Here is a 24775-nt window from a genome sequence, read left to right on the forward strand (position 1 = left end):
GCGGCGGGACAGCGGCCGGTCAGGTGCCGATGTCGGGTTCGGCTACGTGGCAGGCGGCCTGGTGGTTCTTGCCGAGGGTGCGGAGTTCGGGGGTGACCGAGTGGCACTTGTCGATGGCGAGGGGGCAGCGCCAGCGGAAGCGGCAGCCGGGGGTGGGGTCGATGACCTTGGGAGGTTCGCCGGTGTCGCCCTCGATGCCGGTGCTGAGGGGGGCCCGGGGGTCGGGGACGGCGCCGAGCAGGAGGTCGGTGTACGGGTGCTTCGGGTTCTGCAGGACCGATTCGGTCGGGCCGGTCTCGACCACGTGGCCGGCGTACATGATCATCAGCCGGTCGGCGACGTACCGGGCGCTGGCGATGTCGTGGGTGATGTACAGGAACGAGACGCCCTGCGACTCGCGCAGTTCGGCCATCAGGTTCAGCAGGCCGATCCGGATCGAGACGTCGAGCATCGACACCGGCTCGTCGGCGAGGATCAGTTTCGGCTTGTGCGCGAGCGCCTGCGCGAACCCGATCCGTTGCCGCTGGCCACCGCTCAGCTCGTACGGGAAGCGGTTCATGATGTCCGCCGCCGGCGTCAGCCCGACCGCCTCGATCACCCGCTCCGCTTCGACGTACCGCTGCTGCCGGTCGAGCTCCGGCCGGTGCAGTTTCAGCGACCGCAGTACGCCGTGCGACACCCGGAACGCCGGGTTCAGCGAACTGAACGGGTCCTGGAACACCATCGGTACGTCGCCCCGGTACGACAACTGGTCCTTCCGGGAGCGGAGCGTCGACAGCGCCCGGCCCTGGTAGAAGATCTCACCGGCGGTCGGCTTGTACACACCCGCGAGCAGTCGCGCGATCGTGCTCTTCCCGCTGCCGCTCTCCCCGGCGAGCGCGACGATCTCCTGGCGTCCGATCGTGAAGTTCACTTCGTCGACCGCGTGCAGCAGCTGCGGCGAGAACCCGCGCCCGACCCGGAAGTGCCGGGTCAGGTCCTTTGCCTCGAGCACCGGCGCACCGGCGGTCCCGGCCTCGTCGGCCACAGCGGCCTCGGCGGACGTCATGACACCTCCCGCTCGGACTGGATCGCCGGCGCGTGCAGCAGGCAGCGAGCCTGTACGGCGCCGACCTGGTACAGCTCGGGCTCGATCTTGGGGCAGTCCTCGAACGCCTTCGGGCAGCGCGGCTGGAACCGGCACCCCGGCGGCGGTGATGCGAGGTTCGGCGGCGCGCCCGGGATCCCGGTCAACGGGACCTTCGGCCCGCGGATCGACGGGAACGCGTCCAGCAGCCCAGCACTGTAAGGATGTTCCGGGTGGTCGAACACCGCGCGGGTGTCGCCGAACTCGACCACCTGCCCGGCGTACATCACCACGAGCTTGTCCGAGAAGTGACTGACGAGCGACATGTCGTGGGTGACGAAGATGACCGCGAACCCGAGCTTCTTCTGCAGCTCCTTGATCTGCACCATCAGCGACCGCTGCGCGACCACGTCCAGCGCGGACGTCGGCTCGTCCATGATGATCAGGTCCGGCGTGAACAGCAGCGCCATCGCGATCATCGCCCGCTGCCGCATCCCGCCGCTCAACTGGTGCGGGTAGCTCTTCAGATGAATGGGATCGATGCCGACCAGCCGCAGCACCTCGGCGGACCGGCCGTCGTCGACCACCTCGTCGTGCGCCATGATCGTGTCCCGGAACTGCGCGCCGATGCTGAGCACGGGGTTCAGCGCGTTCATCGCGCTCTGCATCACCACCGAGAAGTCCCGCCAGCGCATCGCGGCCAGCTTCTTCTCGCTCATCGTGACCAGGTTCTGCCCGTTGAACCGCACGCTGCCGCCGGTGATCGCGGCCGGCGAGGACAGCAGGTGCGCGATCGCGAACAGCAGCGTCGACTTGCCGCAGCCGGACTCGCCGACCACCCCGACGAACTCGCCGGCGTGTACGTCGAGGTCCACGTGGTCGACCGCGACGACCGGCCGCGCGCCGGTGTCGTACTCGACGGTGAGGTCGCGGACCTCAAGAAGCTGTTCTGGCACGTCGCCTCCGAACCGGCCGCAGCGCGGGGTTGCTGATCTCGTCGAACGCGTAGTTGAGCAGGGCGAACGAGACGCCGAGCAGCGCGACCGCCAGACCCGGCGAGAGCGCCCACGCGGGCAGTCCGTTCACCAGGGCGCCCTGGTTCTGCGCCCAGTAGAGCATCGTGCCCCAGCTCAGCGAGTTGGGGTCGCCGAGCCCGAGGAACTGCAGGCCGGCGGCGGTCAGCACGGAGTACAGGGCCGCGCCGAGGAAGTTCGCGACGATCAGCGAGATCATCGTCGGCAGTACCTCGACCACGATGATGTACGAGCGCCGCTCGCCGCGGACCCGCGCCGATTCCAGGAAGTCCCGGTTCCGCAGCGACAGTGCCTGCGCCCGCATCTGCCGGGCGCCGTACGACCAGCCGGTGAGGATCAGCACGATGATGATCACGGTCAGGTTGCCCTTGCCGGCGTACGTCGCCAGCACGATGATCAGCGGGAACGTCGGGAGTACCAGGAAGATGTCGGTCAGCATCGACAGACCGTCGTCGGCGAACCCGCCCAGATACGCCGCTGACACGCCGATGATGACCGACAAGATCGTGGCACCCAGCCCGGCGACGACGGCGATCACCAGGGACTCACGGGTGCTGTAGATGAGCTGCGCGTACACGTCCTGCCCGAGTCCCGTCGTACCGAGCCAGTGGCTGCCCGACGGGTGCTGCAGCGGCAGGTCGCCGATCGCCTGCGGGTCGTGGTGCGCCCCCGGGACGAACAGCCCGGGGAACGCGGCGAGCAGGACGAAGAGGATCAACAGGCCGGCCCCGACGACAGCCTTCCGGTTCCGGAGGATGGCCCGGAACAGCCCACCCCGCGGACGGCGAGTGGCTCCCGCGACGGGTGCCGACGCACCGGCAACAACTGCACTCATCGGTTCATCCCTTCGTCCGGGCGCGCGGGTCGAGCAGGAACACCGCGAAGTCGCAGAGCAGGACACAGATCAGCACCGCGAGCGTCACCAGCAGGAAGAGTGCCTGCAGCAACGGATAGTCGGTGCTCACCGTGGCGTTGTAGAACATGTAACCCAGGCCGGGGTAGTTGAACACGTACTCGACCAGGATCGTCCCGGAGATCACGAAGCCGAGCGACATCGCGAACCCGGACAGGTTCGGCAGGAACGCGTTCCGGCCGGCGTACCCGAACATGATCTTGCGACCGGGGATGCCCTTCGCCCGCGCCATCCGGACGTAGTCCTCGGCGAGCGTGGTGACCATGTTGTTCCGCATGGTCAGGATCCAGCCGCCGACCGCGGTGACGAGGATCGTCGAGGCCGGCAGGATGCCGTGCTTGATCACGCTCCAGATGAACTCACCAGTAAACGCCGGTGTCAGTCCCTGGTCGTAGTTGAAGTCGTTCGGCAGCACCGGGTTGTCGCCGATCGCGAACAGCGAGATCAGCAGCAGCGCCACCCAGAAGTACGGCAACGCCGACGTGACGATGAACACCGGTGGCACGATGCCGTCGATCAGCCCGCCGCGCCGCCAGCCGGCCACCGTGCCGATCAGCGTGCCGAGGACGAACGCCAGTACGGTCGCGATGCCGACCAGGCCGAGCGTCCACGGCAGCGCGCTGCCGATCAACGTCGTCACCGGTACGCCGAGACTGCTGCCGATCGAGACACCCCAGTGCCCGGTGACCATCGACTTCAGGTACTCGCCGTACTGCAGCAGGACGTTCTTGTTCGGGTCGAAGCCGAACTCGGCCAGCACCGTGCGCAACTGCTCGGGTGTGACCACCGCACCGCCCTTGCTCAGGCGTTCCCGCAGTGCTTCCTCGGGACTGCCCGGCATCAGCCGCGGGATGAAGAAGTTCAGCGTCATCGCCGCCCACAGCGTGAGCACGAAGAACCCGAGACGACGTATCAGGTATCGCACTCCCACCAGCTCCTCGTGCTCACGCTCTACTGATCCTTACTTCTGGGCGGACTGCGAATACAGGTTGGCCAGCACCTGACCGACGTCCGGGATGTTGTACGGCGCCGGCTGCGCGTACGGATCGTCCTGGGTCGGCCAGCCTTGCAGGTCCTTGGTGTTGTACTGGTACCAGTCGACCGACTCGGTGGTCGGGATCACCGGCACGTCCTTGATCATGTACGACGAGATCTGCTTGATCAGCTTGACCTGCGTGTCCGGGTCGGCGGCGGCGTAGGAGTCGAACAGCTTGTCCACCTCGGGCTTGGAGTAGCGCGAGTAGTTGCTGTTCGCCTGCTTGCCGATCGGCGCGGTGTTCTTCGAGTACAGCAGCTGCCGCAGCTCGTAGTACGGGGTCGGGCCGCCGGACTGGCTCGCGTACGCCAGGTCGTAGTCACCGGTGAACAGCTTCTGGTTGTACGACTGCTGCTGCAGGTCCTGGATCGTCAGCTCGATGCCGGCCTTGGCGAGCTGCTGCTTGACGACCGCCAGCGACGCGTCCCAGTCGGTGTAGCCGGTGACCGTGATGATGTTCAGCTTCAGCTTGTTCGAGTCGGAGTACCCGGCGCTCTGCAGCAGCTGCTTCGCCTTGTCCAGGTTCTGCTTGTCGTACCCGGCCGCGCTCAGTGCGGCGCTGTCGAAGTACTTGTCGAAGGTCGGCGTGACGACGCCGGTCTGGTTCGCGGCCGGCTGGTACCCGCTCTCACCGATCTTCGAGATCTGCTCCCGGTCGAGCGCGTACGCGATCGCCTGCCGGACCGGCAGCTTGCTGGTCGCCGGGCGGGACGGGTCGTTGTTCGGGACGATCGCGACGTTCGCGGTCGGCGGGAACCAGTAGTTGTTGCTCGGCGACTTCGACTTGTAGAAGTTGTCGATGTTCGGGATGTACTGGCCACCCCACTGCGCCTTGCCGCTGGCCAGGTCGAGGTTGGCCGGGTTGTTGTCCAGGTACGCCGGGTACTGCACCTTCTGGATGTACGGCTTGCCCGGCTGCCAGTACGACGGGTTCGCGACGTACGAGATGTTGTTCGAGCTGCAGGACTCGACCGTGAACGGTCCGGTGCCGACCGGCTTCGGGTCCGCCCAGGTGGCGGGCTTGGACGCTGCCTCGCCGGTCGACCAGATGTGCTTCGGCACGATGCCGACCTGGCCGGCGAAGTTGAAGAAGTACGGCTCGGCGGCGGCCTTGAACTTCAGCGTGACCTTGTTGCCGGCCGCGGTGACGCTGGTCAGCCCGGCGCCGGTCCACAGCGAGTACAGGTCGAGGGCCGGCTGCTCCTTCATCCGGGTGAAGGTGTAGACGACGTCGTCCGCGGTGAACGGCTGCCCGTCGCTCCACTTCACGCCGTCGCGGATGGTGAAGACGATCGAGTCCTTCTTCGGCGACCAGGTGAAGTCGGTCGCCAGCATCGGCGTGGTGGCGCCGGCCTTCAGCACGTTCACGAAGGTCAGCGGCTCGTAGACGAACCCGCTGGACTCCTGGTTGACCGCCGGGTTGAACGGGTTGAACTGGCACGGCCAGGTCTGTCCGCCGACGTTGGCGATCGTGACGGTACCGCCCTGTTTGTGCTCGCCGCCGCCCCCGCCGCCACTGCTGGTCGACGTCGACGGGTTGGACGAGCTTGCGCTCCCGATCGGCTTGTCGCCACCGCCGCAGCCCGCGGTCAGTGCGCCGACCGCGATCGTGGCGACCGCGATGCGTGTGATGCCCCTCATCGACTTCTGCCTTTCGCTACTGGAAATCCGTCTCATGCGAATGCTTCCGCACCGAGGACGACCCCTGCCGCCTCGACGCCGAGGGCGAGCGCTCCGATCAGCGGTGCGTCCGTTGGGAACCGGGCCACCGACAGCTCCGGCGGAAACGGTACGGCCGCGTCGAGGGCGCGCCGCAGGCCGGGTTCGAGCTGGTCCCAGGAGCGGACCAGGCCGCCGCCGACGACGATCCGGTCCGGATCGATCGCGATGGCCAGGTTGGCCAGATGCATCGCCAGCTCCCGGACGAACTCGTCGGTGAGGACGGCGGCGTCCGGTTGGGTCCGCGCCATCGTGAAGACGTCGGCGGCCGTGACCGGGCGGCCGAGCCGGGCGGACCCGGTGGTCTCGAGCGCCTGACCGCTGACGACGTGTTCCAGGATCGTGCGCTCGGCGCCGTCGACGTACACGTCGGCGGGGGAGCGCAGGTCGTAGCCGATCTCGCCGGACGCGCCGTGCGCCCCGGTCAGAACGGTGCCGCCGGCAACGATCGCGATCGCGAGACCGGTGCCGAGGTTGAGGTAGAGCCCGGGGTCGGAGCCGGCCAGCGCGCCCCAGCGCAGCTCGGCCTCGGCCGCGGCCTTGACGTCGGTCGCCAGCCGCACCGGTACGCCGGGGAACCCGTCGCGGATCAGCCGCCCGAAGGGCAGCTCGCCCCAGCCCGGGAAGGTCGGCGCGAGTTCGACGTGGTCGTCGTACGGGATGCCCAGCGTGGCCGCGCCGACGCCGGCGAGCTCCTGGTCCGGCGCGACCTCGGCGAGCAGGTCGCGGGCCGCGGTCAGGCCGCGCGCCATCGCCTCCGCGGCACCACCGGACTCGACCTGGCTGTCGACGGTCGTCGCGCCCAGCCGGCGACCGGACAGGTCGCCGACGGCCACGGCGATCTTCGTACCGCCGAAGTCCAGCCCCAGGACGACCGGTGTCGAAACCACGGGGTGGCACCTCCTCGCGCCGACCAATAGAATCGATTGGAAACTAACTTAACAATCACCGGAACCACAAGGGATCACCGGAACTTGGTGGCCGAGTTGTTAGCGAGGGGGGCCGATCGTGACAGTTACCGCCGGCGGAGCACGCCCGCAGCTGATCCGGGAGATCAACGAACAGGTACTGCTCGACCACATCCGGCGATCGGGCCCGATCTCGCGGACGGAACTGGCCGGGCTGGCAAGTCTCTCGAAGCCGACCGTCTCCGCGGCGCTGGGCTCCCTGGAGCGTGCCGGACTCGTCCACGTGACCGGGCAGCGCACCGGCGTACCGGGTCCGGCCGCCAGCCTGTACGAAGTCCGTCCGGAGGCCGGCTTCGTGCTGGGGCTGGATGTCGGGCGGGAGTACCTGCGCGGTGCGGTCGCAGACCTGTCCGGGACGTTCCGGGCCCGGTCGAGTGTGCGGACCAAGGCCGGTGACGCGATGGCGCGGATCCAGGAACTGGTGGACCTGGCGGCGGCGCTGGCGGACGAGGCCGGCATCGCGGTCGGGCAACTGACTCAGACGGTGCTCGGCAGTCCGGGTGTGTACGACCCGCGGCTGGATGCGCTGACGTTGACCGGGCGGTTGTCCGGGTGGGACTCGCCGGCGACGCTGACCGCGTTGCGGGACCGGTTCGGTCCGACGTTGATGATCGAGAACGACGTGGACGCCGCCGCGATCGCGGAACGGGTGCACGGTCACGGGCGGGACGTCGACAGCTTCGCGTTCGTCAGCGTCGGCACGGGTATCGGCATGGGACTGGTGCTGGACGGGAAGCTGCGGCACGGATCGCACGGGGTCGCGGGCGAGATCGGGTACCTGCCGTTCACCGAGGGGTCCGGTAGCGATCCACGGGACGCCCGCAAGCGCGGCGGGTTCGACGCGTCGGCGTCGGCGGCTGCCGTCGTACGGGCGGCTCGCCGGGCCGGGGTCCGCGGCGCGTCGACGGCGGAGAAGGTGTTCGCGGCCGCTGCTCGTGGTGATGCGCTCGCGGCGGCGGTCGTTGCCGAGGAAGCGCTCCTGGTGGCGAAGGCGGTGTGCACTGTTATTACTGTCGTCGATCCCGACCTGGTCGTGCTCGGTGGTGGTATTGGGCAGGCGCCGGGGTTCCTCGAGGCGGTCAGCAAGCAGTTGCGGGCGCTCGCGCCGGTGATGCCCGAGGTGAAGGCGAGCGTGCTCGGCTCGGAGACTGTGGTCGCCGGGTGTGTCGCGGCCGGGCTTGATCGGGCTTGGCGGACACTGGCCGGAAATTCCGCGGAGAACCGGACGTAGACCGTCCGGTTCTCGCACTAGAGTCCGGGCCATGACTATCGCGATGTACCCGAGTTTCGTCATCGACTGCCCGGACGCCGCGGCCCTCGGCGCCTTCTACGGCGAGCTGCTGGGCTGGACGGTGAAGACCGACGACGGGTGGGCCGAGATCCGCCCCGAGGACGGCAGCAACTGCATCTGCTTCCAGCAGGTCGAGAACTACAAGGCGCCGACCTGGCCGACCCAGGACGTGCCGCAGCAGCTGCACCTCGACGTGATGGTGCGCGACCTCGACGAGGCCGAGCCCGAAGTACTGGCGATCGGTGCCACGAAGCCGGAGCACCAGCCGGGTACGTCGTTCCGGGTCTTCCTCGATCCGGCCGGGCACCCGTTCTGCCTGTGTGTCGACTGACAAATAGAGTGAGGGCGTGACGAGCTGGCGCGAGGAACGACGGCAGGCGGCGGCTGAGCATGCGGCGGCGCTGGAGCGGAAGAAGGCTTCGGAGACCGCGCAGGCGCGGAAGCTGCTGCAGGAGTTCATCGCGCAGCTGCGCGGGCGCGGCGTCGAGCCCGAGCCGCTGCGGGCGCAGGTCGTCGGGTCGAACGCCAGCTACCGGACCACGCTGACCGGGTGGTACCTGCGCCGCAACCGGTCGCTCGCCGTCGACGTCGACGGGAACTTCTACATCCTCGGCGTACCGGCGAGCCTCAAGGCGCGCATCGCCGGTGTCCAGGTGCAGCCGTCCGATCCGCCGCTCGTGGTCGGGCAGGGCGCCCGCGACGGCGAGTCGATGCCGCTCGCCGAGCTACTCCGCCTTCGGCTCGAGTCCTAGGACCGTCGCGATCAACGCCGTACCGGGAGCGGTCCGGCCGCCGGGTCCCGGTGACGGTACGACGTTCTCGGTCGCGAGCGCCTCGCCGCACTCGGAGCAGCAGACCGTGGGTGTGGTGACCTTGCCGCACGTCGTGTGCGTGAAGCGGATCGGCTGGCCCGCCGGGGGAGTCGCCCAGCGGTCGCCCCAGGCCGTGAGCGCCATCAGGATCGGTACGAGTTCCTGCCCGGCCTCGGTCAGCTCGTAGCGGTAGCGGACCGGGTTCTGCTGGTACGGCGTCCGCTGCACCAGGCCGCCCTCGACGAGGGTGGCGAGCCGGTCGGTGAGAAGGTTGCGGGAGATGCCGAGGTCCGTCACGAACTGGTCGAAACGGTTCAGGCCCAGGTAGAGGTCACGCAGTACCAACGGCGTCCACCAGTCGCCGATCAGCTCCAGGGACTGGGCGAGCGAGCAGTGCATCGAGGCGAAGCTGGTGTTCCGCATGACGGTCAGTGTAGTCAGTTGCGTCATTGAACTCACTGGTTCTACGGTGGGGTCATGGGCATTTACCACTGGGTGGTGGCGCGGCAGGTGCGGAACGCGTTCGCACAGATCAGCGCGGGGAACTGGGAGGCGATGGTGGCCGGGATGGCGCCGTCGTTCACCTACCGGTTCTACGGAGAGCACGCGCTGGGCGGTGAACGGCGTACGCACGACGCGCTGCGACGCTGGTGGGAGCGCTGCTTCCGGCTGCTGCCCGGGACAAAGTTCGACGTACGGGACGTGATCGTCAGCGGTTGGCCGTGGAACACGCTGGCGGCGACGGCGGTCACCGTGCACGTGAACGTGGTGGACGGGTCGACGTACGAGAACGTCGTACACCAGTTCGTGCGGATCCGGTGGGGCAAGATCACCGAGGTCCGCACGCTGGAGGACACCTCGGTCCTCGAACGCACCCTGGACCGCCTCGCCGCCGCCGGCTACGAGGAGGCCCACGCGGCACCAATCATCGGCTGAATCCGGCGGTTTTGCGGTCCGGTCCGGAAACTCGGGTGCGTTTTGTCGGTGCGGGAGTCTACGGTCGGTCAGGTGCTGACTCTGTTGCGGTACGGCGTTCGGGTTGCACCTGGAAGCACCCTTCTGACGATGGGTCTGGCTGTCTTCGGCTCGCTGCTGGGGATGGCGGTCACGTTGCTGACCGGCCGGGTCGTCGGGGCGGTTCCCGGGGTGGTCGAGCACGGCCCGGGGGCGATGCCGATCGGTGAGTTCAGCTGGTTGCTCGGTGGGTTGCTCGTCGTGTTCGTCGTGGACAGCCTGAAACCCGCGGTGCAGCAGGTCGCGTCGATGGTGATGGACGCCGGCCTGGTCCGCGCGATCGGCACCGGCATCACCGGGCCGCTGCTCGCGCCGCACCGGATCGCACACCTCGAGGACGCCGAGGTGCTCGACGTGCAGGAGCGGGCGAAGGGCAAGGGCGGGTTCCACCTCGCGCAGGGGCTCGGCAACCTGCCCTGGCTGCTCGCGAGCCGGGTGACGCTGGTCGGCTCGGCGCTGATCGTCGGCTCGATGTTCGAGTGGTGGGTGGCGGCGATGCTGGTCGCGGTGACGTTCCTGCTGGAGTGGTACGGCGGCCGCCTGATCGAGCGCGAGATCGACGTCTGGTGGGGGAACACCGAGGAGCAGCGGCGCGCGCACTACGTCTTCAACCTCGGCATGCGGGACGCGCCGAAGGAGCTGCGGGTCTTCGGCCTGCACCACTGGCTGGTCGACCGGTACGTGCGCGAGTGGACGGACGGGTACCGCCCGGTCTGGGCGCGCCGGCGGACCAACGCGAAGTGGTCGCTGCTGATCGGCGGCGTGCACCTGATCGCGAACGGGATCGCGATCCTCGCCGTCGGCCGGGCGGCGTACAACGGCTCGCTGCCGCTCACGCAAGTCGCCACCACGTTGCCCGCGATCCTCGCGATCGGCCAGTCCAGCAACGGCTTCGGCGTGGTGCAGGTCCGCCGCGGACTCTCGGCGTACCGGGCGATGCGCGACCTGCCGGGCACGATCGCGACCCGGCACCCGGAGCCGGTCGTCACGACGAAGCACCGGGTCGAGACGATGCCGGCCCGGGAGATCCGGTTCGAGAAGGTCAGCTTCCACTACCCGGGCTCCGACAAGGCCGTGCTGCGGGACCTCGACCTCACGATCAACGCCCGCGAGGCCTTGGCGCTGGTGGGGATCAACGGCGCGGGGAAGTCGACACTGGTGAAGCTGCTCGGCGGCGCGTACCAGCCGACCAGCGGGCGGATCCTGGTCGACGGCGTCGATCTCGCCGAGCTCGACCTGGCGGCGTGGCAGCGGCGGGTCGCGGCGATCGTGCAGGACTTCGTGCGGTTCCCGCTGACCGTGACGGACAACGTCGTGTTCGGCGCGGTCGAGCGTGCGGGGGACGAGCTGACGCTGGCCCGGGTCGCGCGCGAGTCCGGGATCGACGACGTCGTACGGCGGCTGCCGAAGGGCTGGGACACGATCCTGGACAAGACGTTCGACGGCGGCGTCGACCTGTCCGGCGGCGAATGGCAGCGGGTCGCGTTGGCGCGGGCGTTGTTCGCGGTGCACGCGGGCGCCGGCGTGCTGGTGCTGGACGAGCCGGCGGCGGCGCTCGACGTCCGGGCGGAGTCGGAGCTCGTCGAGCGGTACCTCGAGCTGACCTCGGGCGTGGCGTCGCTGATCATCTCGCACCGGTTCTCGGTGGTGCGGAACGCCGACCGGATCTGCGTGCTGTCCGACGGCCGGATCGTCGAGGACGGCACGCACGAGGAGCTGCTCGCGCTGGACGGCGAGTACGCCGGGATGTTCCACCTGCAGGCCGAGCGGTACGTGACCGGGCCGGAGGCCGTGGATGCCTAAGTCCTTGCGGATCCTGTGGTTGTGGATCACCACGTCGTTCCGGGCGGCGCCGTGGCTGATGACGATCTCGACGGTGCTCGTCGCTGCCCGGGCGATCACAGCTCCGGCGCAGACGTACGGCGTCAGCCGCTTGGTGCAGGGGATCGCGTCCGAGCAGTCGAGCACGATCACGTTCGGGGTCGCGGTCATCGTCGGCGGTCTGGCGGTGTCGTTCCTCGCCGACGGACTCGGTACGCCGCTGCAGGACACCGCCCAGGAGCGGATGGCGGGCCGCGTGCACGCCGACCTGCTGGACGTGACGACCGGCATCCCGGGGCTCACGCACCACGAGCGGCCGGACGTCGCGGACCGGCTGGAGCTGGTCCGGGAACGGGCATGGCGGATGGGCGTCGGCGCCGAGGTACTGCTGTGGGCGTTCGCCACCGTGACCAACACGGTCACCGTGCTGACGCTGCTCGGGTCGGTGCATCCGGTGCTGCTCGCGCTGCCGTTGCTCGGCGGCGTGCGGATCTGGTCGGCGTACCTGAGCAGCACCCGGCAGCAGAAGGCGTGGGAGGACTCGATGCCGCAGGAGCGGCTCGTCGAGCGGCTGATCGAGGTCGCGAAGGACCCGCGGACGGGCCTCGAGGTGCGCGTGTTCGGGCTCGGGAAGGTCTTGCTGGACAGGATCTTCGCGTTGCAGACCGAGCGGTTCGAGCGCCGGGTCGCGGCCGCGCGCTGGGGCGGGAAGGTCGACGGCGCGGTCCGGCTGGTGTTCGGTCTGGCGTACGCCGCCGCGATCGTGTGGGTGGTCGCGCGGGCGCGGAACGGGCACGCCTCGGCCGGTGACGTCGTACTGGTGCTGCTGCTCGCGCCGCAGGTGGACCAGATGACCGGCGGTATCGCGCAGAACGTGTACTGGGTCGGCGAGGTGGTCAGGAGCTTCAGCCGGTACGACTGGCTGCGGGAGTACGCGAAGCAGAACGCGTGGCGGTCGAGCCGGACGCCGGCGCCGGCCCGGATCACCGACGGGATCGAGCTGCGGGACGTCGGATTCGCCTATCCCGGTTCGGAGACCGCGGTGCTGAGCGGGATCGATCTGAAGGTGCCGGCCGGGGCGGCGGTCGCGCTGGTGGGGGAGAACGGCGCGGGCAAGACGACGTTGGTGAAGTTGCTGGCGCGGATGTACGACCCGACGTCCGGGCGGATCCTGGTCGACGGCGAGGACCTGGCGACGATTCAGCCGGACGCGTGGCGGTCGCAGCTGTCGGCCGGGTTCCAGGACTTCGTGAAGTTCGAGTTCACCGTCCGCGAGGTGGTCGGGATCGGCGACCTGGAGCGGGCCGGCGACGAGGACGCGGTCCGGGCGGCCGTCGTCCGCGGTGACGCCGAGGCGGTCGTCGCCGGGCTGCCGCGGGGGCTGGACTCCCAGCTGGGCAAGAAGTTCACCGACGGCGTGGAGCTGTCCGGCGGGCAGTGGCAGCGGCTCGCGCTGGCCCGGGCGTTCATGCGTGAGCGCCCGCTGCTCCTGCTGCTGGACGAGCCGACCGCGGCGCTCGACCCGGAGGCGGAGCACCGGCTCTACGAGCAGTACGCCGAGGCCGCGAAGATCGCCGCGGCCGAGACCGGCGGGATCACCGTGCTGGTGTCCCACCGGTTCTCGACCGTCCGGATGGCCGACCTGATCGTGGTGATGCACCGCGGCCACGTCGAGGAGTTCGGCACCCACGAGGACCTGCTCGCCGCCGGCGGCCGCTACGCCGAACTCTTCGAACTCCAGGCCCGCGCCTACCGTTAGCGCCGTTCGCCTGCAGGTCTGGTGTGGTGAGCACGAGCCGCGAGACCGCGGACACCTGCGCGGCGTCGCGGAACGGCGTCTGCGGCCGGCGATGTGCGGCGTACTCCCGGACCGCTCGGTGCAGGACCTGGCCCGGGCTCTCGTCCGGCCGGGCGCTCGCGATCGCGTCGAGCAGCACGCCGGCCTTGGCGAGGACATAGTTGAAGAAGGTCTCGGTGTCAACGACACGAAGCGACAGCGAGTAGATATTGAGACGGAACTGAGAAGTGACTGAGAGGTTGGCTGCAATCAGTTGCTGCTCGTTCGCCAATAGTTAACCTTCGGTCTTCACGCGGCCGTACATCCCTTTCTAATGTATTCACCATGGACACACCGCCCGCTGTCCGTGCCCGCGGCATCACGAAGTACTTCGGTGAGGTCGTGGCGCTCGATGGCGTCGACCTCGACGTCGCACCCGGCCAGTTGCACGGCCTGGTGGGACCCAACGGTGCCGGCAAGACCACGCTGCTCGGTCTGCTGCTCGGCCTCGCAGTTGCCGACAAGGGCACGCTGGACATTCTCGGTACGCCGGTCGGCCGCGCCCTCGCCGTACCCGACGGGGTCGCCGGCTTCGTCGACGGACCCGGGCTGTACCCGTCGATGACCGCCCGGCAGAACCTGTCCGCACTGGCCGCGCTGCGCGGCGACGGGACGCTCCAGATCGACGAGGTGCTCGACCAGGTCGGCCTGACCGACTTGGCCGACGACCGGGTCCGCGGCTTCTCGCTCGGCATGCGCCAGCGCCTCGGCCTCGCGGCCGCACTGCTCACCAAGCCCCGTCTGCTGATCCTCGACGAGCCGTCGAACGGCCTCGACCCGGCCGGTAAGAAGCACGTGTACGGCGTACTGAAGAAGCTGGCCGCCGACGGTACGTCGGTGATCCTGTCGAGCCATCGGATGGACGACGTCGAGGCGCTCTGTTCGGAGGTGACGATCCTGGCGACCGGCCGGGTCGCGTTCACCGGACCGATCAGCAAGCTGGCGTCCGAGGACAGCGAGCTCGACTACCGGGTGCTCACCTCGAACCCGGTGACCGCGCGGAGCCTGGCCCGGGAGACGCCGGGCATCCGCCCGCACGAGACCGACGACGCGGAGCTGCTGATCGTCTCGGCCTCGGTGCCCGCGCTGGACGACTTCGTGAAGCGGCTCGTGCGGCAGGACGTCGCCGTCCGCGAACTCGCGCCGGTCGTGTCGCCGCTCGAAGCAGCCTTCCTCGCCCTCACCGAGCAGCAGGAGACCAACTGATGACAGCCACCGTGGCTGCCCCCGACACTCCAGTGGTACGCCGGGTCCCGATCACCCGCGGGTACCGGTTCGAGCTCGTCAAGCTGCTGTCGCAGTGGCGGGTCCGGGTCCTGATCGTCGCGTGCTGGCTCGCTCCCGCGGTGTTCGTGACCGTGGTCAGCCAGCAGGCGTCGCTGCCGGTCGACACGCTGTTCGGCCGGATGATGCACGCCACCGGCTGGGCCGGACCCCTTGTCGTGCTGGGCTTCTCGGGATCGTGGGCGCTGCCGCTACTGACCTCGCTGGTCGCCGGGGACGTGTTCGCGTCCGAGGACCGGCTCGGCACCTGGCGGCACCTGCTGGTCGCGGTCCGGTCGCCGCGCCGGATCTTCGTCTCGAAGGCGCTGTCCAGCCTGACCGTGATCGTCGTACTGGTGATCGGCCTGGTCGTATCGAGCACGGTCAGCGGATTGCTAGTCATCGGCAACCGTGAGCTGATCGGCCTCGACGGCCACCTGCTCTCGCCGGGCGACGCGGCCGGCACGGTCCTGCTCGCCTGGCTGTGCGCGCTCGCGCCGACGCTGGCGCTGGCCGCGATCGGCCTGCTCGGTTCGGTCGCGATGGGCCGCTCGCCGATGGGGCTGCTGCTGCCCGCGGTCGTCGCGCTCGCGATGCAGATCGTGCAGCAGTTGCCGATCCCGGTCGCGCTCCGGCTGGCGCTGCCCGGGTACGCGTTCATCAGCTGGAACGGTCTCTTCACCGAGCCCGCGCAGAGCGGGCCCCTGCTGATCGGCGTCGTCGTCAGCCTGGCCTGGGCGGTCGTCGCTACTGGCCTCGCCTATTTCCTCTTCGTACGCCGCGACTTCACGAACCCGACGCACGACGGCTCCGGCCGCCGGGCGTTGACGGCCGGACTGGTGCCGCTCGTCGTACTGCTCGCGGTCAGCACCGCGGCCGTCGCTCCGCTGGCCGGCTTCGGTTCGGGCATCGACCAGGACAAGGTGCAGCGCGCGGTCGCGGTCGAGTTCGCCCACCTGTACCGCCTGCAGACCAAGCAGCTGAACCGGGCCGATGTCACCGAGGCTCAGCTGCGGACCGCTGCCGAGTGCACGAAGGGCGGCGACCAGGTCGCCGCCCGCGGGCCCGGCAACGACTGGCGGTGCGTCGTGAGCTGGCACATCCCGGGGGTCGACGTGGCCGGCTCGGCGATCTACCAGCTCGACATCAACCCACTCGGTCGGTACGTGTCCGACGGGGACGGACCCAAAGAAGTGAACGGCTTCTTCCTGGTCCGCACCCCGTCCGGGGACGAACCGAACCCACTGTGGCAGTTCGACGGCAATGTCGAACTGCTACCCGTCAAGTAGTGCCAACCCGAAGGGATTACTCCCATGCAGGTAACACGCCGCCGCAGGCGTGACGAAGCGGGCTCGTCAGGTCCCCTGCGCCGCAGATTACCACTGGTCACGGCGGGTGCCACGGCCGTCGCGGTGACGCTCGGTGGTACCGCGGCAGCCTCGACGACCGGCTTCGGTCACGACCAGGTCGGCCAGGTCACCGACAAGGGCCAGGTCATCTCGTCCGACCAGTACCTCAAGCCGCTCGGCGACCGTCTCGTCCTCCAGAAGGGCAAGATCATGTCGTCCTCGGTCAGCCCCGACGGCAGCCACCTGGCCGCCTCGGTGACCGACGGCGGGATGGCGCTGGCGATCGTCGACCTGAAGAACTGGAAGGTCCAGCAGTACGTCGGCAACAACGCCGCCGCGGACCTCAAGATCCCGGGCAACGACATCGGCCAGGAAGGCCCGTCGTACTCGCCGGACGGCAAGCAGGTCTGGCTGGGGCAGACCGACGGCTACCGGAAGTTCACCGTCAACGCGGACGGAACGCTGGCGAACCCGACGTTCGTGTCGATCCCGGCCGACGGCGCGAAGCACTCGCTCGCGGCCGAGGCAGTGTTCTCCGCGGACAGCTCGACCGTGTACTCCGCGGTCAACGGGCAGAACCGGGTGGTCGCGATCGACACCGCGACCGGAACGATCAAGCAGAGCTGGGCGACCGGCAACGCGCCGCGCGACCTGGTCATGGTCGACGGCAAGCTGTACGTGAGCAACGAGGGTGGCCGGACCGCCAAGGACGGCGACACGACCCTCAACTCGTACGGCACGAACGTTGTCGCCAGCAACGACTCGATCACCACGACCGGTACGGTCAGCGTGATCGACACCGCGAACCCGTCCGCCGCGGTGGCGAGCATCCCGGTGGGTCTGCACCCGACCGCGATCTACGCCAAGAACGGCGCCGTGTTCGTCACGAACACCGCCAGCAACACGGTCTCGGTGATCAACACCAAGTGGGGCAAGGTCACCCAGACGATCGCCACCCAGCCGTGGGCCGAAGCCTCGGTCGGGTACGAGCCGGACGGCGTCACGCTCACCGACGACGGCCACCTGCTGGTCTCGCTCGGCCGCGCGAACGCGGTCGCGGTCTACAAGTACAACAACCCGCTGGAGCCGGTCAGCTACGTGGGCCTGCTGCCGACCGACTACTTCCCGGCCGAGCTCGCGCAGGTCGGCAAGGACATCGTGGTGTCGAACACCCGCGGTATCGACGCCCGCCGGGACACCACGGCCGCCGGCCACGGCACGCACGACACCACGTCGAGCCTGACCAAGTTCCAGCTGCCGGACGACCAGGCGATCAAGAAGTACACCAAGACCGTCTTCGACCAGAACGGCTGGACGAACGGCTCGGCGCAGGTCGCCACCGACCAGGGCCACCGCAACCCGGTGCCGGTTCCGGCGAAGCTCGGTGACCCCTCGACGATCAAGCACGTCTTCCTGCTCGTCAAGGAGAACCGCACCTACGACCAGGTGTACGGCGACATGCCCGAGGGCAACGGCAACCCGGCGCTGACGCAGTACGGCGAGAACGTGACGCCGAACCAGCACGCACTGGCCCGCCAGTTCGGGCTGTACGACAACACCTACGACGTCGGCACGAACTCCGCCGAGGGCCACAACTGGCTGATGCAGGCCGACAACCCGGAGTACACCGAGTCCTCGGCCGGTGAGTACCTGCGCAGCTACGACACCGAGAACGATGCCCTCGGCCACCAGAAGAGCGGCTTCCTCTGGACCGGCGCGCAGGCGGCCGGCAAGTCCGTCAAGGACTACGGCGAGTTCCTCTCGATCGAGCAGAAGCCGGCCGGTGCGAGCTGGCAGAACCTGTACTGCGACACCAAGCAGATGCAGGCCGGCGCGGACACCAAGTACCCGATCCAGGTCGGCTCGGCGATCCCGTCGCTGAACAAGGTCGCCGTCCAGGGCTTCCCGCAGTTCGACACCACAGTGCCGGACATCTACAAGGAACAGGTCTGGGAGAAGGACTTCACGAAGAACGGTCCGGCGAACCTGAACATGTTCTGGTACTCCAACGACCACACCGGCGGGACCGCGAACGGCCCGGCGCAGGTGGCCGACAACGACCTGGCCGTCGGCCGGACCGTGGACGCGATCACGCACAGCAAGTACTGGAAGGACTCGGCGATCTTCATCGTCGAGGACGACTCGCAGGCCGGGCTCGACCACGTCGACGGGCACCGGGCGCCGATCCAGATCATCAGCCCGTACGCGCAGCACGGCGTCACGGACAGCCACTACTACACGCAGATCACGATGATCCGGACGATCGAGCAGATCCTCGGGATGAAGCCGATGAACCAGAAGGACACCGCGGCCACCCCGATGTTCGGCGCGTTCACTCCCAAGCCGGACTTCACCCCGTTCACCGCGCTGGCCAACCGGACCTCGCTGACCGGCGGCGTGAACCCGCTGCCGAGCTGCGGCGCCGACACCCCGGCGGCGCAGAACCCGAACGTCGCGGCCGCTCCGGCCGCCACCGTCCCGGCCGGTATGGAGGCCACGGCGGCGCAGTGGACGGCCTGGAAGGACCAGCAGCGGACCACCGGCCCGAACGCCCGGGCCGACTTCGCGAACCCGTCCCAGATGAACCACTACAACTGGTACGAGGCGCACAACTGGTCGACGCCGTACCCCGGTGAGAGCCAGATCTTCGCGCCGCAGAACGTGCCCGGCGCGGTGATCCCGGCCAACGAGAACGACGGCTGACACTCTCCGGTAACCACAAGTTAAGAACCGGCCTGTAGAAACTCTGCATGCCACAGCGCACGCGGGCGTCGGCCCGGATCGAGCAACCCGCCGATCCGGTCGACGTCCGCGTCGTCGGTTACGGCCCGGACGAGCCGCCGGTGGTGCCGGACAGGTACGCCGGCCTGCCGGTGCACCAGGAGAAGTCCGGCCACGGCGACGACTGGAACCCGCACCTGATGGACCCGGAGCCGTCGTCGGTGTACGTCGTCGACGACCGCTACCTGTACGTCACCGACGAGCAGGGCCGGGTGACGCACGCCGAGGGCTGGCTCGGATTCCTGCCCTCCAAGGACAACGAGGACCGCCGCAACCTGGACGCGCAGCGCGACGCCGGCAAGCCCGACCGGCAGAAGACCGACGACGGCGGGCACCTGTTCGGTACGGCGTTCGACGGGCCCGGCGAGTCGATCAACATCACCGCCCAGTCGCGGAACCAGAACCAGGCGGTGAAGGGCGTCACCGACAACTGGCGCCGGATGGAGGAGAGCTGGCAGGCGATGCGCGCCGCCGGCGTCCAGGTGCACGCCGCGATCGACGTGAAGCATCCGAACGGTACGACGCGCCGCCCGTCCAGCCGCACCGTCGTGTCGCGGCACGAGGGGAGACGGTCGCCCCGGAGTATCTTCAGGGAGACCAAACCTGCGGCCAAGGGAGCCGGATGAGTGAGATCGGCGTCATCGACACGATCGCCCGCGCGCTGGTCGCGCAGCTGCCGGCCGGATGGCGCCAGGTGAGCGCCGTCTACCGGGCGACGTCGTCGTACGCCGAACTGGACGCGGACGTGGACGGGTCGCAGGTCGAGGTGCTGCCGGAGGGACTCGAGGACCACTTCGAGGAGCTGCGGCGGGAGATGTACCGCCCGGACAAAGGCACGTGGCTGACCGCTCAGCTGACCATCACGTCGGACGGCCATTTCGCAACCGACTTCCAGTACGACGAACGCCCGGACTGGTCGATCCAGGTGGACGAACGCATCTACCAGGACGACCTGTCCGTGTTCCCCCGGGACCGGGAGAACATCCCGAGCTGGATGCGTAGCTGATCCGCTGCTCCGGCGGGGCGGTGGTTGGGGTTAATTGGGTGGCAGCCGTCGTGGGGTGCTGGTAACGTCGCCGGTCTGTCTTTTCGGGATCGAATCGAACCGGATGGATCTGCTCCGGGGCGGGACCCAGCTCACGATTCGAGGCTCTTCTCCGATGGTCGAACCTGAGTTAGCGACCGAACGCGCCTACCTGTCCGCCGCACGCACCGCACTGCGCTCGATGTATGCCGAGGTCGTGGACCGCGAGGTCCAGATCATCGGCGGCGAGGACAACGACGAGCGCTTCACCAACGAGGCCAACCAGCGGGCCAAGGAGATGCGGACCCACGCGCTCCTGGACCTGCCCGACGTTCCGCTGTTCTTCGGCCGGCTCGACTACGAGCGCGGCACGATCGAAGGGCACGACCAGATCTACATCGGCCGCCGGCACGTCCACGACGGCACCGGCGTACCGCTGGTGATCGACTGGCGGGCACCGGTGTCGGTGCCGTTCTACCGCGCCACCCCGACCGACCGGCAGCAGGTGCAGATGCGCCGCCGGTACGGTTTTTCCGACCATGCGGACCTGACCGGATTCGAGGACGAGTCGCTGACCGCCGCGGAGGTCGAGGTCGACCAGGCGGACGCGTTCCTGCGCGCCGAGATCGAGCGTCCGCGCACCGGCCCGATGCGCGACATCGTCGCCACCATCCAGCCCGAGCAGGACGACCTGGTCCGCGCGCCGCTGCACCCGAGCGTCTGCGTCCAGGGCGCGCCCGGCACCGGCAAGACCGCGGTCGGCCTGCACCGCGTCGCGTACCTGCTCTACACCGAGCGCGAACGGCTCGGCCGGGGTGGTGTCGTGATCGTCGGCCCGAACAAGTCGTTCCTGTCGTACATCCGCAAGGTCCTGCCGGCGCTGGGCGAGGTCGACGTACGGCAGATCACGATCGACGAGCTGCTGACGCGGCCCGCGGGCGCGACCGACGAGCCGGCCGCCGAGGCACTGAAGGGCGATGCCCGGATGGCCGACGTACTGCGGCGCGCGCTCTGGTCGTACGTCGGTACGCCGACCGAGGGAGTCCTGTACAGCAAGGGATCCCGGCGGTATCGCGTGCACGACTACGAGGTCGTGGACATCGTGTCGGACCTGCGTGAGTCGACCCGGTACGCGCCCGGGCGGAACGCGCTCGCGCAGCGGATCGCGCACGTCGTGCTGGTCCGGATGGAGGAGCGCGCCGAGTCCCCGGACGACCGGGTGCAGAACGCGGTGGCCCGCTCGAAGCCGGTGAAGGACGTGCTGGACGCGGTCTGGCCGCGGGTCGTCCCCGAGCAGATCCTGCACCGGCTGTTCGCGGACCCGGAGTTCCTGGCCGCGGCCGCGCCGGACCTGACCGACGAGGAGCGTACGGCGCTGCTCTGGCCGAAGCCGGCCCGCTCGTGGAAGTCGGCGAAGTGGTCGTTCGCGGACACCGTGCTGCTGGACGAGCTCGAGGACCTGATCGAACGCCGGACCGGATCGCTCGGGCACTTGGTGCTGGACGAGGCGCAGGACCTGTCGGCGATGCAGCTGCGGGCGCTTGGTCGCCGCTGCCGGAGCGGATCCGCGACCGTGCTCGGCGACCTCGCCCAGGCGACGACGGCGTGGGCCGCCGGGCCGTGGGACCAGGTGCTCGGGCATCTCGGCAAGAACGACGGCGTCGTCGCCGAGCTCGACCGCGGGTTCCGGGTGCCGGAGCAGATCATCAACTTCGCCGCGAAGCTGCTGCCCGCGATCGCGCCGACGCTCAGCACCCCGACCGGCGTCCGGACGGTCGCGGACGCGTTGAGCATCGTGCCGGCCGCGGCGTCGTCGTACGCCGACCAGGTGGTCGCCGAGTGCCGGACCGCGCTGGCCGGCGAGGGCTCGGTGGCGCTGATCGCCGCGGACGACCAGATCGCCGTACTGCGGGACGCGCTGACCGCGGCCGGGCTGGAGGCCGCGCTGCTCGGCGAGACCGAGGACGAGATCGACACGGTCCGGCTGGTCTGCGTACCGGCGACGCTGGCGAAGGGTCTGGAGTTCGACGCGGTCGTGGTGGCCGAGCCGGCGCACATCGTAGCGGCCGAGCCGCGCGGCCTGCACCGGCTGTACGTCGTACTCACCCGTGCGGTCAGCCGTCTCCAGATCGTGCACGCCGACCCGCTCCCGGAAGTGCTGGCCTGAGCCTCACCCGACGCTATGGTCCGGAGATGAGCTTCTTGGTCGTACTCGCGGTCATCGCGGTCGTGCTCGTCGTGGCCGGCGTGGTCTGGGGGATCGTCGCGCTGGTCCGCCGGCAGGCGTACATCAAGTCGATCCGGGCGCGCGGGTGGAACTTCGTGAACACCCCGACCTGGGACTCGGTGGCGCGGCTCGGCAACCCGCCGTTCGGCCTCGGCTTCGACCGCAAGCCGGACGACCAGATCACCGGCGTGACCCCGAGCGGCCGGTCGTTCCAGGTGATCGAGTACAAGTCGTCGTACTGGTCTGGCTGGGTCGGCATGGTGACGCTGACGCGGCGGCTGCCGGAGCTGTGGATCACCGGCGGCGAGACCACCCCGCGGTACGGCGTGCTCGCGCAGGCGGCGCCCGCGCCGGTGCAGCTCGGACCGGGGTGGCAGGTCGGCACGATGGACCCGGCGTTCGCGCAGGAGGCGGTGACGCCGCAGCTGTGCCAGCAGCTGACCGCGCTGGCCGCGGGACAGCCCGGGGTGAACCTGAGCATCGACGGCGACCAGCTCGTCGTACTGGATCCGCCGCGGAAGGATCTCGACCGGCTCGTGCCGTGGCTGGAGCAGCTCGGCGCGGCCGCGACGGCGATCGACAGTACGCCGCTCGACCACTGGGTCCAGCCGGAGCCCGAGCAGCGGCTGAGGTTCTACCACCATCCGGAGTGGTACTGGGTCGGCGTCGACGACAGCCTGCTGCAGGTCGCGCCGGTCCAGCGCGGCGGGTCGAACCATCGCACCGAGAACGCCGTACGGGGCCGGGACGGCGACGGGCCGCCGTTCGTCGCGTTCGAGCACCACTGGACGACGACCCGGACGGAGTCGTACACCGACAGCAACGGCAACACGCAGACCCGGACCGTCACCGAGCACCACTCCGAGCCGGTGCTCGGGTTCCAGCTGCCGGTCCGGATGCCGCCGCTGACCGTCGGGCGGAAGGGGCTGAGCCGGGGGATCGAGTTCGAGAGCGAGGCGTTCAACAAGCAGTTCGCGATCTTCGCGCAGGACCGGAAGTACGCCTACGACGTGATCCATCCGCGGCAGATGGAGTACCTGATGGCAGCGCAGGGCCGGCCGTTCGAGATCGTGCAGGACTGGGTCTGGTTCTCGCCGGGGGAGCACAGCCAGCCGGCGATCGCGCACTGCTCGGCGTACCTGCGCGGGTTCCTCGGCCGGGTGCCGCGGTTCGTTTGGCGCAACCTCGGGCTCGCGGACACGCCGTACCCGGCACTGGACAGCTCGCCGGTCGGATAGCGGGAATGCGGTTGCTCCGGCCATGGTTGGATTCCACCGTGTTGAATCAACGAACCGTCGTCATCTTCGGCGCCAGCGGTGACCTGAGCTCGCGGCTGCTGCTGCCCGGTCTGGGCAGTCTGCTCGCCGGTCCGCGCGCCACGAGTGTGCGGATCATCGGCACCGGCCGGTCGCCGCTCGCTCCGGAGGAGTGGACCGGGCGGGTGCGGGCCGCGTTCGGCCAGGACCTGAGCCCGGCCGCCGCCGAGACGCTGGCGACCACGCGGTACGTCGCCGGCGACCCGACGGATCCGGCGCACCTGCGGGCGCTGCTGGAGCTGGCCGGACCGGCGCCGGTGCTGTACTTCTCGCTGCCGCCCGCGGTGACGACCGCGATCGTGGAGACGTTGCAGGGGATCGAGCTGCCCGAGGGGACGGAGCTCGCGTTCGAGAAGCCGTTCGGGACCGACGCCGCGTCCGCGGCCGAGCTGAACAAGCTGGTCGGCACGCTCGTCCCGGAGGAGAACGTGCACCGGGTCGACCACTTCCTGGGTCGTACCGCGGTGCTGAACCTGATCGGGCTGCGGTTCGCGAACCGGTTGTTCGAGCCGGTGTGGAACGCGGAGCACATCGAGAGCATCGAGATCGTGTACGACGAGACGCTCGGGCTCGAAGGCCGGGCGCAGTACTACGACAACGCCGGTGCGCTCGTGGACATGATCCAGAGTCATCTGCTGCTCGTGCTCGCGCTGCTCGCGATGGATGCTCCGGCGACGATGGACGCCGTCGAGGTGCGGAGCGAGATGGCGCGGGCGCTGCGGAGTACGCATCTGGACGGGCCGGTGCTGGACGCCAGCCGGCGGGCGCGGTACGCCGGGTATGCCGAGGAGGCCGGGGTTGATGCGGCACGGGAGACCGAGACGCTCGCCGAGGTGACGGTCGAGGTGGACACGAACCGGTGGGCCGGGGTGCCGATCACGCTGCGTTCCGGGAAGGCGCTCGGGGCGGCGCGAAAGGAGATCGTCGTCAAGTTCAAGCCGCTGCGGCACCTGCCGTCCGGGTTGCACGGCGGGCGCGACGGCGAGACGCTGCGGATCGGGCTGAACCCGGGGGAGTTGTCGCTGTCGGTGCCCGCGCTGGGTGTGGACGGGCCGTACACGATGGGTCAGGTGTTCCTGGACGCGACACTGCCGACGTCCCCGGTGCTGCCGTACGGCGAAGTCCTGAACGGGATCCTGCGGGGTGATCCGCTGCTGTCGGTCCGCGGTGATGTCGCGGAGCGTTGCTGGGAGATCGTCGAGCCGGTGCTGGACGCCTGGCGCAGCGGCGAGGCCCCGCTGGAGGAGTACGAGCCCGGCTCGGACGGCCCGACCCACTGGTGACACCAGGGACTTACCCTGGCG

The 24775-nt window shown here is 69.3% G+C and carries 22 protein-coding genes; 15 read left to right on the forward strand and 7 right to left on the reverse strand.

Going from position 1 to position 24775, the window contains the following annotated elements; translation table 11 throughout:
• Positions 1–19: 19 nt before the first annotated feature.
• The 6 genes from ACFV9C_RS32420 to ACFV9C_RS32445 are packed head-to-tail and all read right to left on the reverse strand — an operon-like array spanning position 20 to position 6658.
• Complete coding sequence (locus ACFV9C_RS32420; protein WP_380199397.1) at positions 20–1048, reverse strand: ABC transporter ATP-binding protein; 1029 nt, start codon at positions 1046–1048, stop codon at positions 20–22.
• Positions 1045–2022 carry an ABC transporter ATP-binding protein gene (locus tag ACFV9C_RS32425; protein ID WP_380199399.1) on the reverse strand — a complete coding sequence of 326 codons (978 nt, stop codon included), beginning with the start codon at positions 2020–2022 and terminating at the stop codon, positions 1045–1047. Before ACFV9C_RS32425 ends, ACFV9C_RS32420 begins: the two co-directional genes overlap by 4 nt.
• Positions 2003–2935 carry an ABC transporter permease gene (locus ACFV9C_RS32430; RefSeq protein ID WP_380199401.1) on the reverse strand — a complete coding sequence of 311 codons (933 nt, stop codon included), beginning with the start codon at positions 2933–2935 and terminating at the stop codon, positions 2003–2005. The genes ACFV9C_RS32425 and ACFV9C_RS32430 overlap by 20 nt, the downstream gene beginning before the upstream one ends.
• A gap of 4 nt (positions 2936–2939) precedes the next feature.
• Positions 2940–3938 (reverse strand): ABC transporter permease, encoded by a 999-nt coding sequence (locus ACFV9C_RS32435; protein WP_380199403.1) that lies wholly within the window; start codon positions 3936–3938, stop codon positions 2940–2942.
• 36 nt (positions 3939–3974) lie between these two features.
• The gene (locus ACFV9C_RS32440) at positions 3975–5690 is read right to left on the reverse strand and encodes an ABC transporter substrate-binding protein (protein WP_380199405.1); all 1716 of its coding nucleotides are present in this window, start codon (positions 5688–5690) and stop codon (positions 3975–3977) included.
• Positions 5691–5722: 32 nt separating this feature from the next.
• Complete coding sequence (locus ACFV9C_RS32445) at positions 5723–6658, reverse strand: ROK family protein (RefSeq protein ID WP_380199407.1); 936 nt, start codon at positions 6656–6658, stop codon at positions 5723–5725.
• A 118-nt stretch (positions 6659–6776) separates the two neighbouring features.
• On the opposite strand from ACFV9C_RS32445, the gene ACFV9C_RS32450 reads away from it, so the two are divergent.
• The 3 genes from ACFV9C_RS32450 to ACFV9C_RS32460 are packed head-to-tail and all read left to right on the forward strand — an operon-like array spanning position 6777 to position 8779.
• Positions 6777–7967 (forward strand): ROK family protein, encoded by a 1191-nt coding sequence (locus tag ACFV9C_RS32450; RefSeq protein ID WP_380199409.1) that lies wholly within the window; start codon positions 6777–6779, stop codon positions 7965–7967.
• 31 nt (positions 7968–7998) lie between these two features.
• Entirely contained in the window at positions 7999–8358 is a 360-nt protein-coding gene (locus tag ACFV9C_RS32455; protein WP_380199411.1) for a VOC family protein, read from the forward strand.
• Between the two features lie 16 nt (positions 8359–8374).
• The gene (locus ACFV9C_RS32460) at positions 8375–8779 is read left to right on the forward strand and encodes a hypothetical protein (RefSeq protein WP_380199413.1); all 405 of its coding nucleotides are present in this window, start codon (positions 8375–8377) and stop codon (positions 8777–8779) included.
• On the opposite strand, the gene ACFV9C_RS32465 is transcribed toward ACFV9C_RS32460, so the two are convergent.
• Positions 8753–9262: a winged helix-turn-helix transcriptional regulator gene (locus ACFV9C_RS32465; RefSeq protein ID WP_380199415.1), complete on the reverse strand. Its 510-nt coding sequence runs from the start codon at positions 9260–9262 to the stop codon at positions 8753–8755. The two genes, ACFV9C_RS32460 and ACFV9C_RS32465, sit on opposite strands and share 27 nt — an antisense overlap.
• Positions 9263–9316: 54 nt before the next feature.
• Between ACFV9C_RS32465 and ACFV9C_RS32470 the strand changes: the two genes are divergently transcribed.
• The 12 genes from ACFV9C_RS32470 to ACFV9C_RS32525 all read left to right on the forward strand — a co-directional run bounded on the left by ACFV9C_RS32470 (position 9317) and on the right by ACFV9C_RS32525 (position 24754).
• Positions 9317–9775 (forward strand): nuclear transport factor 2 family protein, encoded by a 459-nt coding sequence (locus ACFV9C_RS32470; RefSeq protein ID WP_380199417.1) that lies wholly within the window; start codon positions 9317–9319, stop codon positions 9773–9775.
• Between the two features lie 129 nt (positions 9776–9904).
• Positions 9905–11656, forward strand: a complete 1752-nt coding sequence (locus ACFV9C_RS32475; protein ID WP_380199419.1) for an ABC transporter ATP-binding protein — start codon at positions 9905–9907, stop codon at positions 11654–11656.
• Positions 11649–13433, forward strand: a complete 1785-nt coding sequence (locus ACFV9C_RS32480; protein WP_380199421.1) for an ABC transporter ATP-binding protein — start codon at positions 11649–11651, stop codon at positions 13431–13433. Before ACFV9C_RS32475 ends, ACFV9C_RS32480 begins: the two co-directional genes overlap by 8 nt.
• A 26-nt stretch (positions 13434–13459) precedes the next feature.
• Positions 13460–13633 carry a hypothetical protein gene (locus ACFV9C_RS32485; protein WP_380199423.1) on the forward strand — a complete coding sequence of 58 codons (174 nt, stop codon included), beginning with the start codon at positions 13460–13462 and terminating at the stop codon, positions 13631–13633.
• Between the two features lie 163 nt (positions 13634–13796).
• Positions 13797–14717 carry an ABC transporter ATP-binding protein gene (locus ACFV9C_RS32490; RefSeq protein WP_380199425.1) on the forward strand — a complete coding sequence of 307 codons (921 nt, stop codon included), beginning with the start codon at positions 13797–13799 and terminating at the stop codon, positions 14715–14717.
• Positions 14717–16063 (forward strand): ABC transporter permease, encoded by a 1347-nt coding sequence (locus ACFV9C_RS32495; protein ID WP_380199427.1) that lies wholly within the window; start codon positions 14717–14719, stop codon positions 16061–16063. The genes ACFV9C_RS32490 and ACFV9C_RS32495 overlap by 1 nt, the downstream gene beginning before the upstream one ends.
• Before the next feature lie 123 nt (positions 16064–16186).
• Entirely contained in the window at positions 16187–18826 is a 2640-nt protein-coding gene (locus ACFV9C_RS32500) for an alkaline phosphatase family protein (RefSeq protein WP_380199429.1), read from the forward strand.
• A gap of 47 nt (positions 18827–18873) precedes the next feature.
• A complete protein-coding gene (locus tag ACFV9C_RS32505; protein WP_380199431.1) occupies positions 18874–19530 on the forward strand; it encodes a DNA/RNA non-specific endonuclease in 657 nt (218 codons plus the stop codon).
• Positions 19527–19910, forward strand: a complete 384-nt coding sequence (locus tag ACFV9C_RS32510) for an immunity protein YezG family protein (RefSeq protein WP_380199433.1) — start codon at positions 19527–19529, stop codon at positions 19908–19910. Before ACFV9C_RS32505 ends, ACFV9C_RS32510 begins: the two co-directional genes overlap by 4 nt.
• 154 nt (positions 19911–20064) lie before the next feature.
• On the forward strand, positions 20065–22095 hold the full coding sequence (locus tag ACFV9C_RS32515) for a HelD family protein (RefSeq protein WP_380199435.1): 2031 nt from the start codon (positions 20065–20067) through the stop codon (positions 22093–22095).
• Between the two features lie 26 nt (positions 22096–22121).
• Positions 22122–23393 (forward strand): hypothetical protein, encoded by a 1272-nt coding sequence (locus ACFV9C_RS32520; RefSeq protein ID WP_380199437.1) that lies wholly within the window; start codon positions 22122–22124, stop codon positions 23391–23393.
• Positions 23394–23431: 38 nt separating this feature from the next.
• Positions 23432–24754, forward strand: coding sequence for a glucose-6-phosphate dehydrogenase (locus tag ACFV9C_RS32525; protein WP_380199439.1), 1323 nt, complete (start codon positions 23432–23434; stop codon positions 24752–24754).
• The last annotated feature ends 21 nt before the right edge of the window (positions 24755–24775 follow it).

Origin of the sequence: Kribbella sp. NPDC059898 (genome assembly GCF_042730855.1) — a bacterium.
Taxonomy (GTDB): domain Bacteria; phylum Actinomycetota; class Actinomycetes; order Propionibacteriales; family Kribbellaceae; genus Kribbella.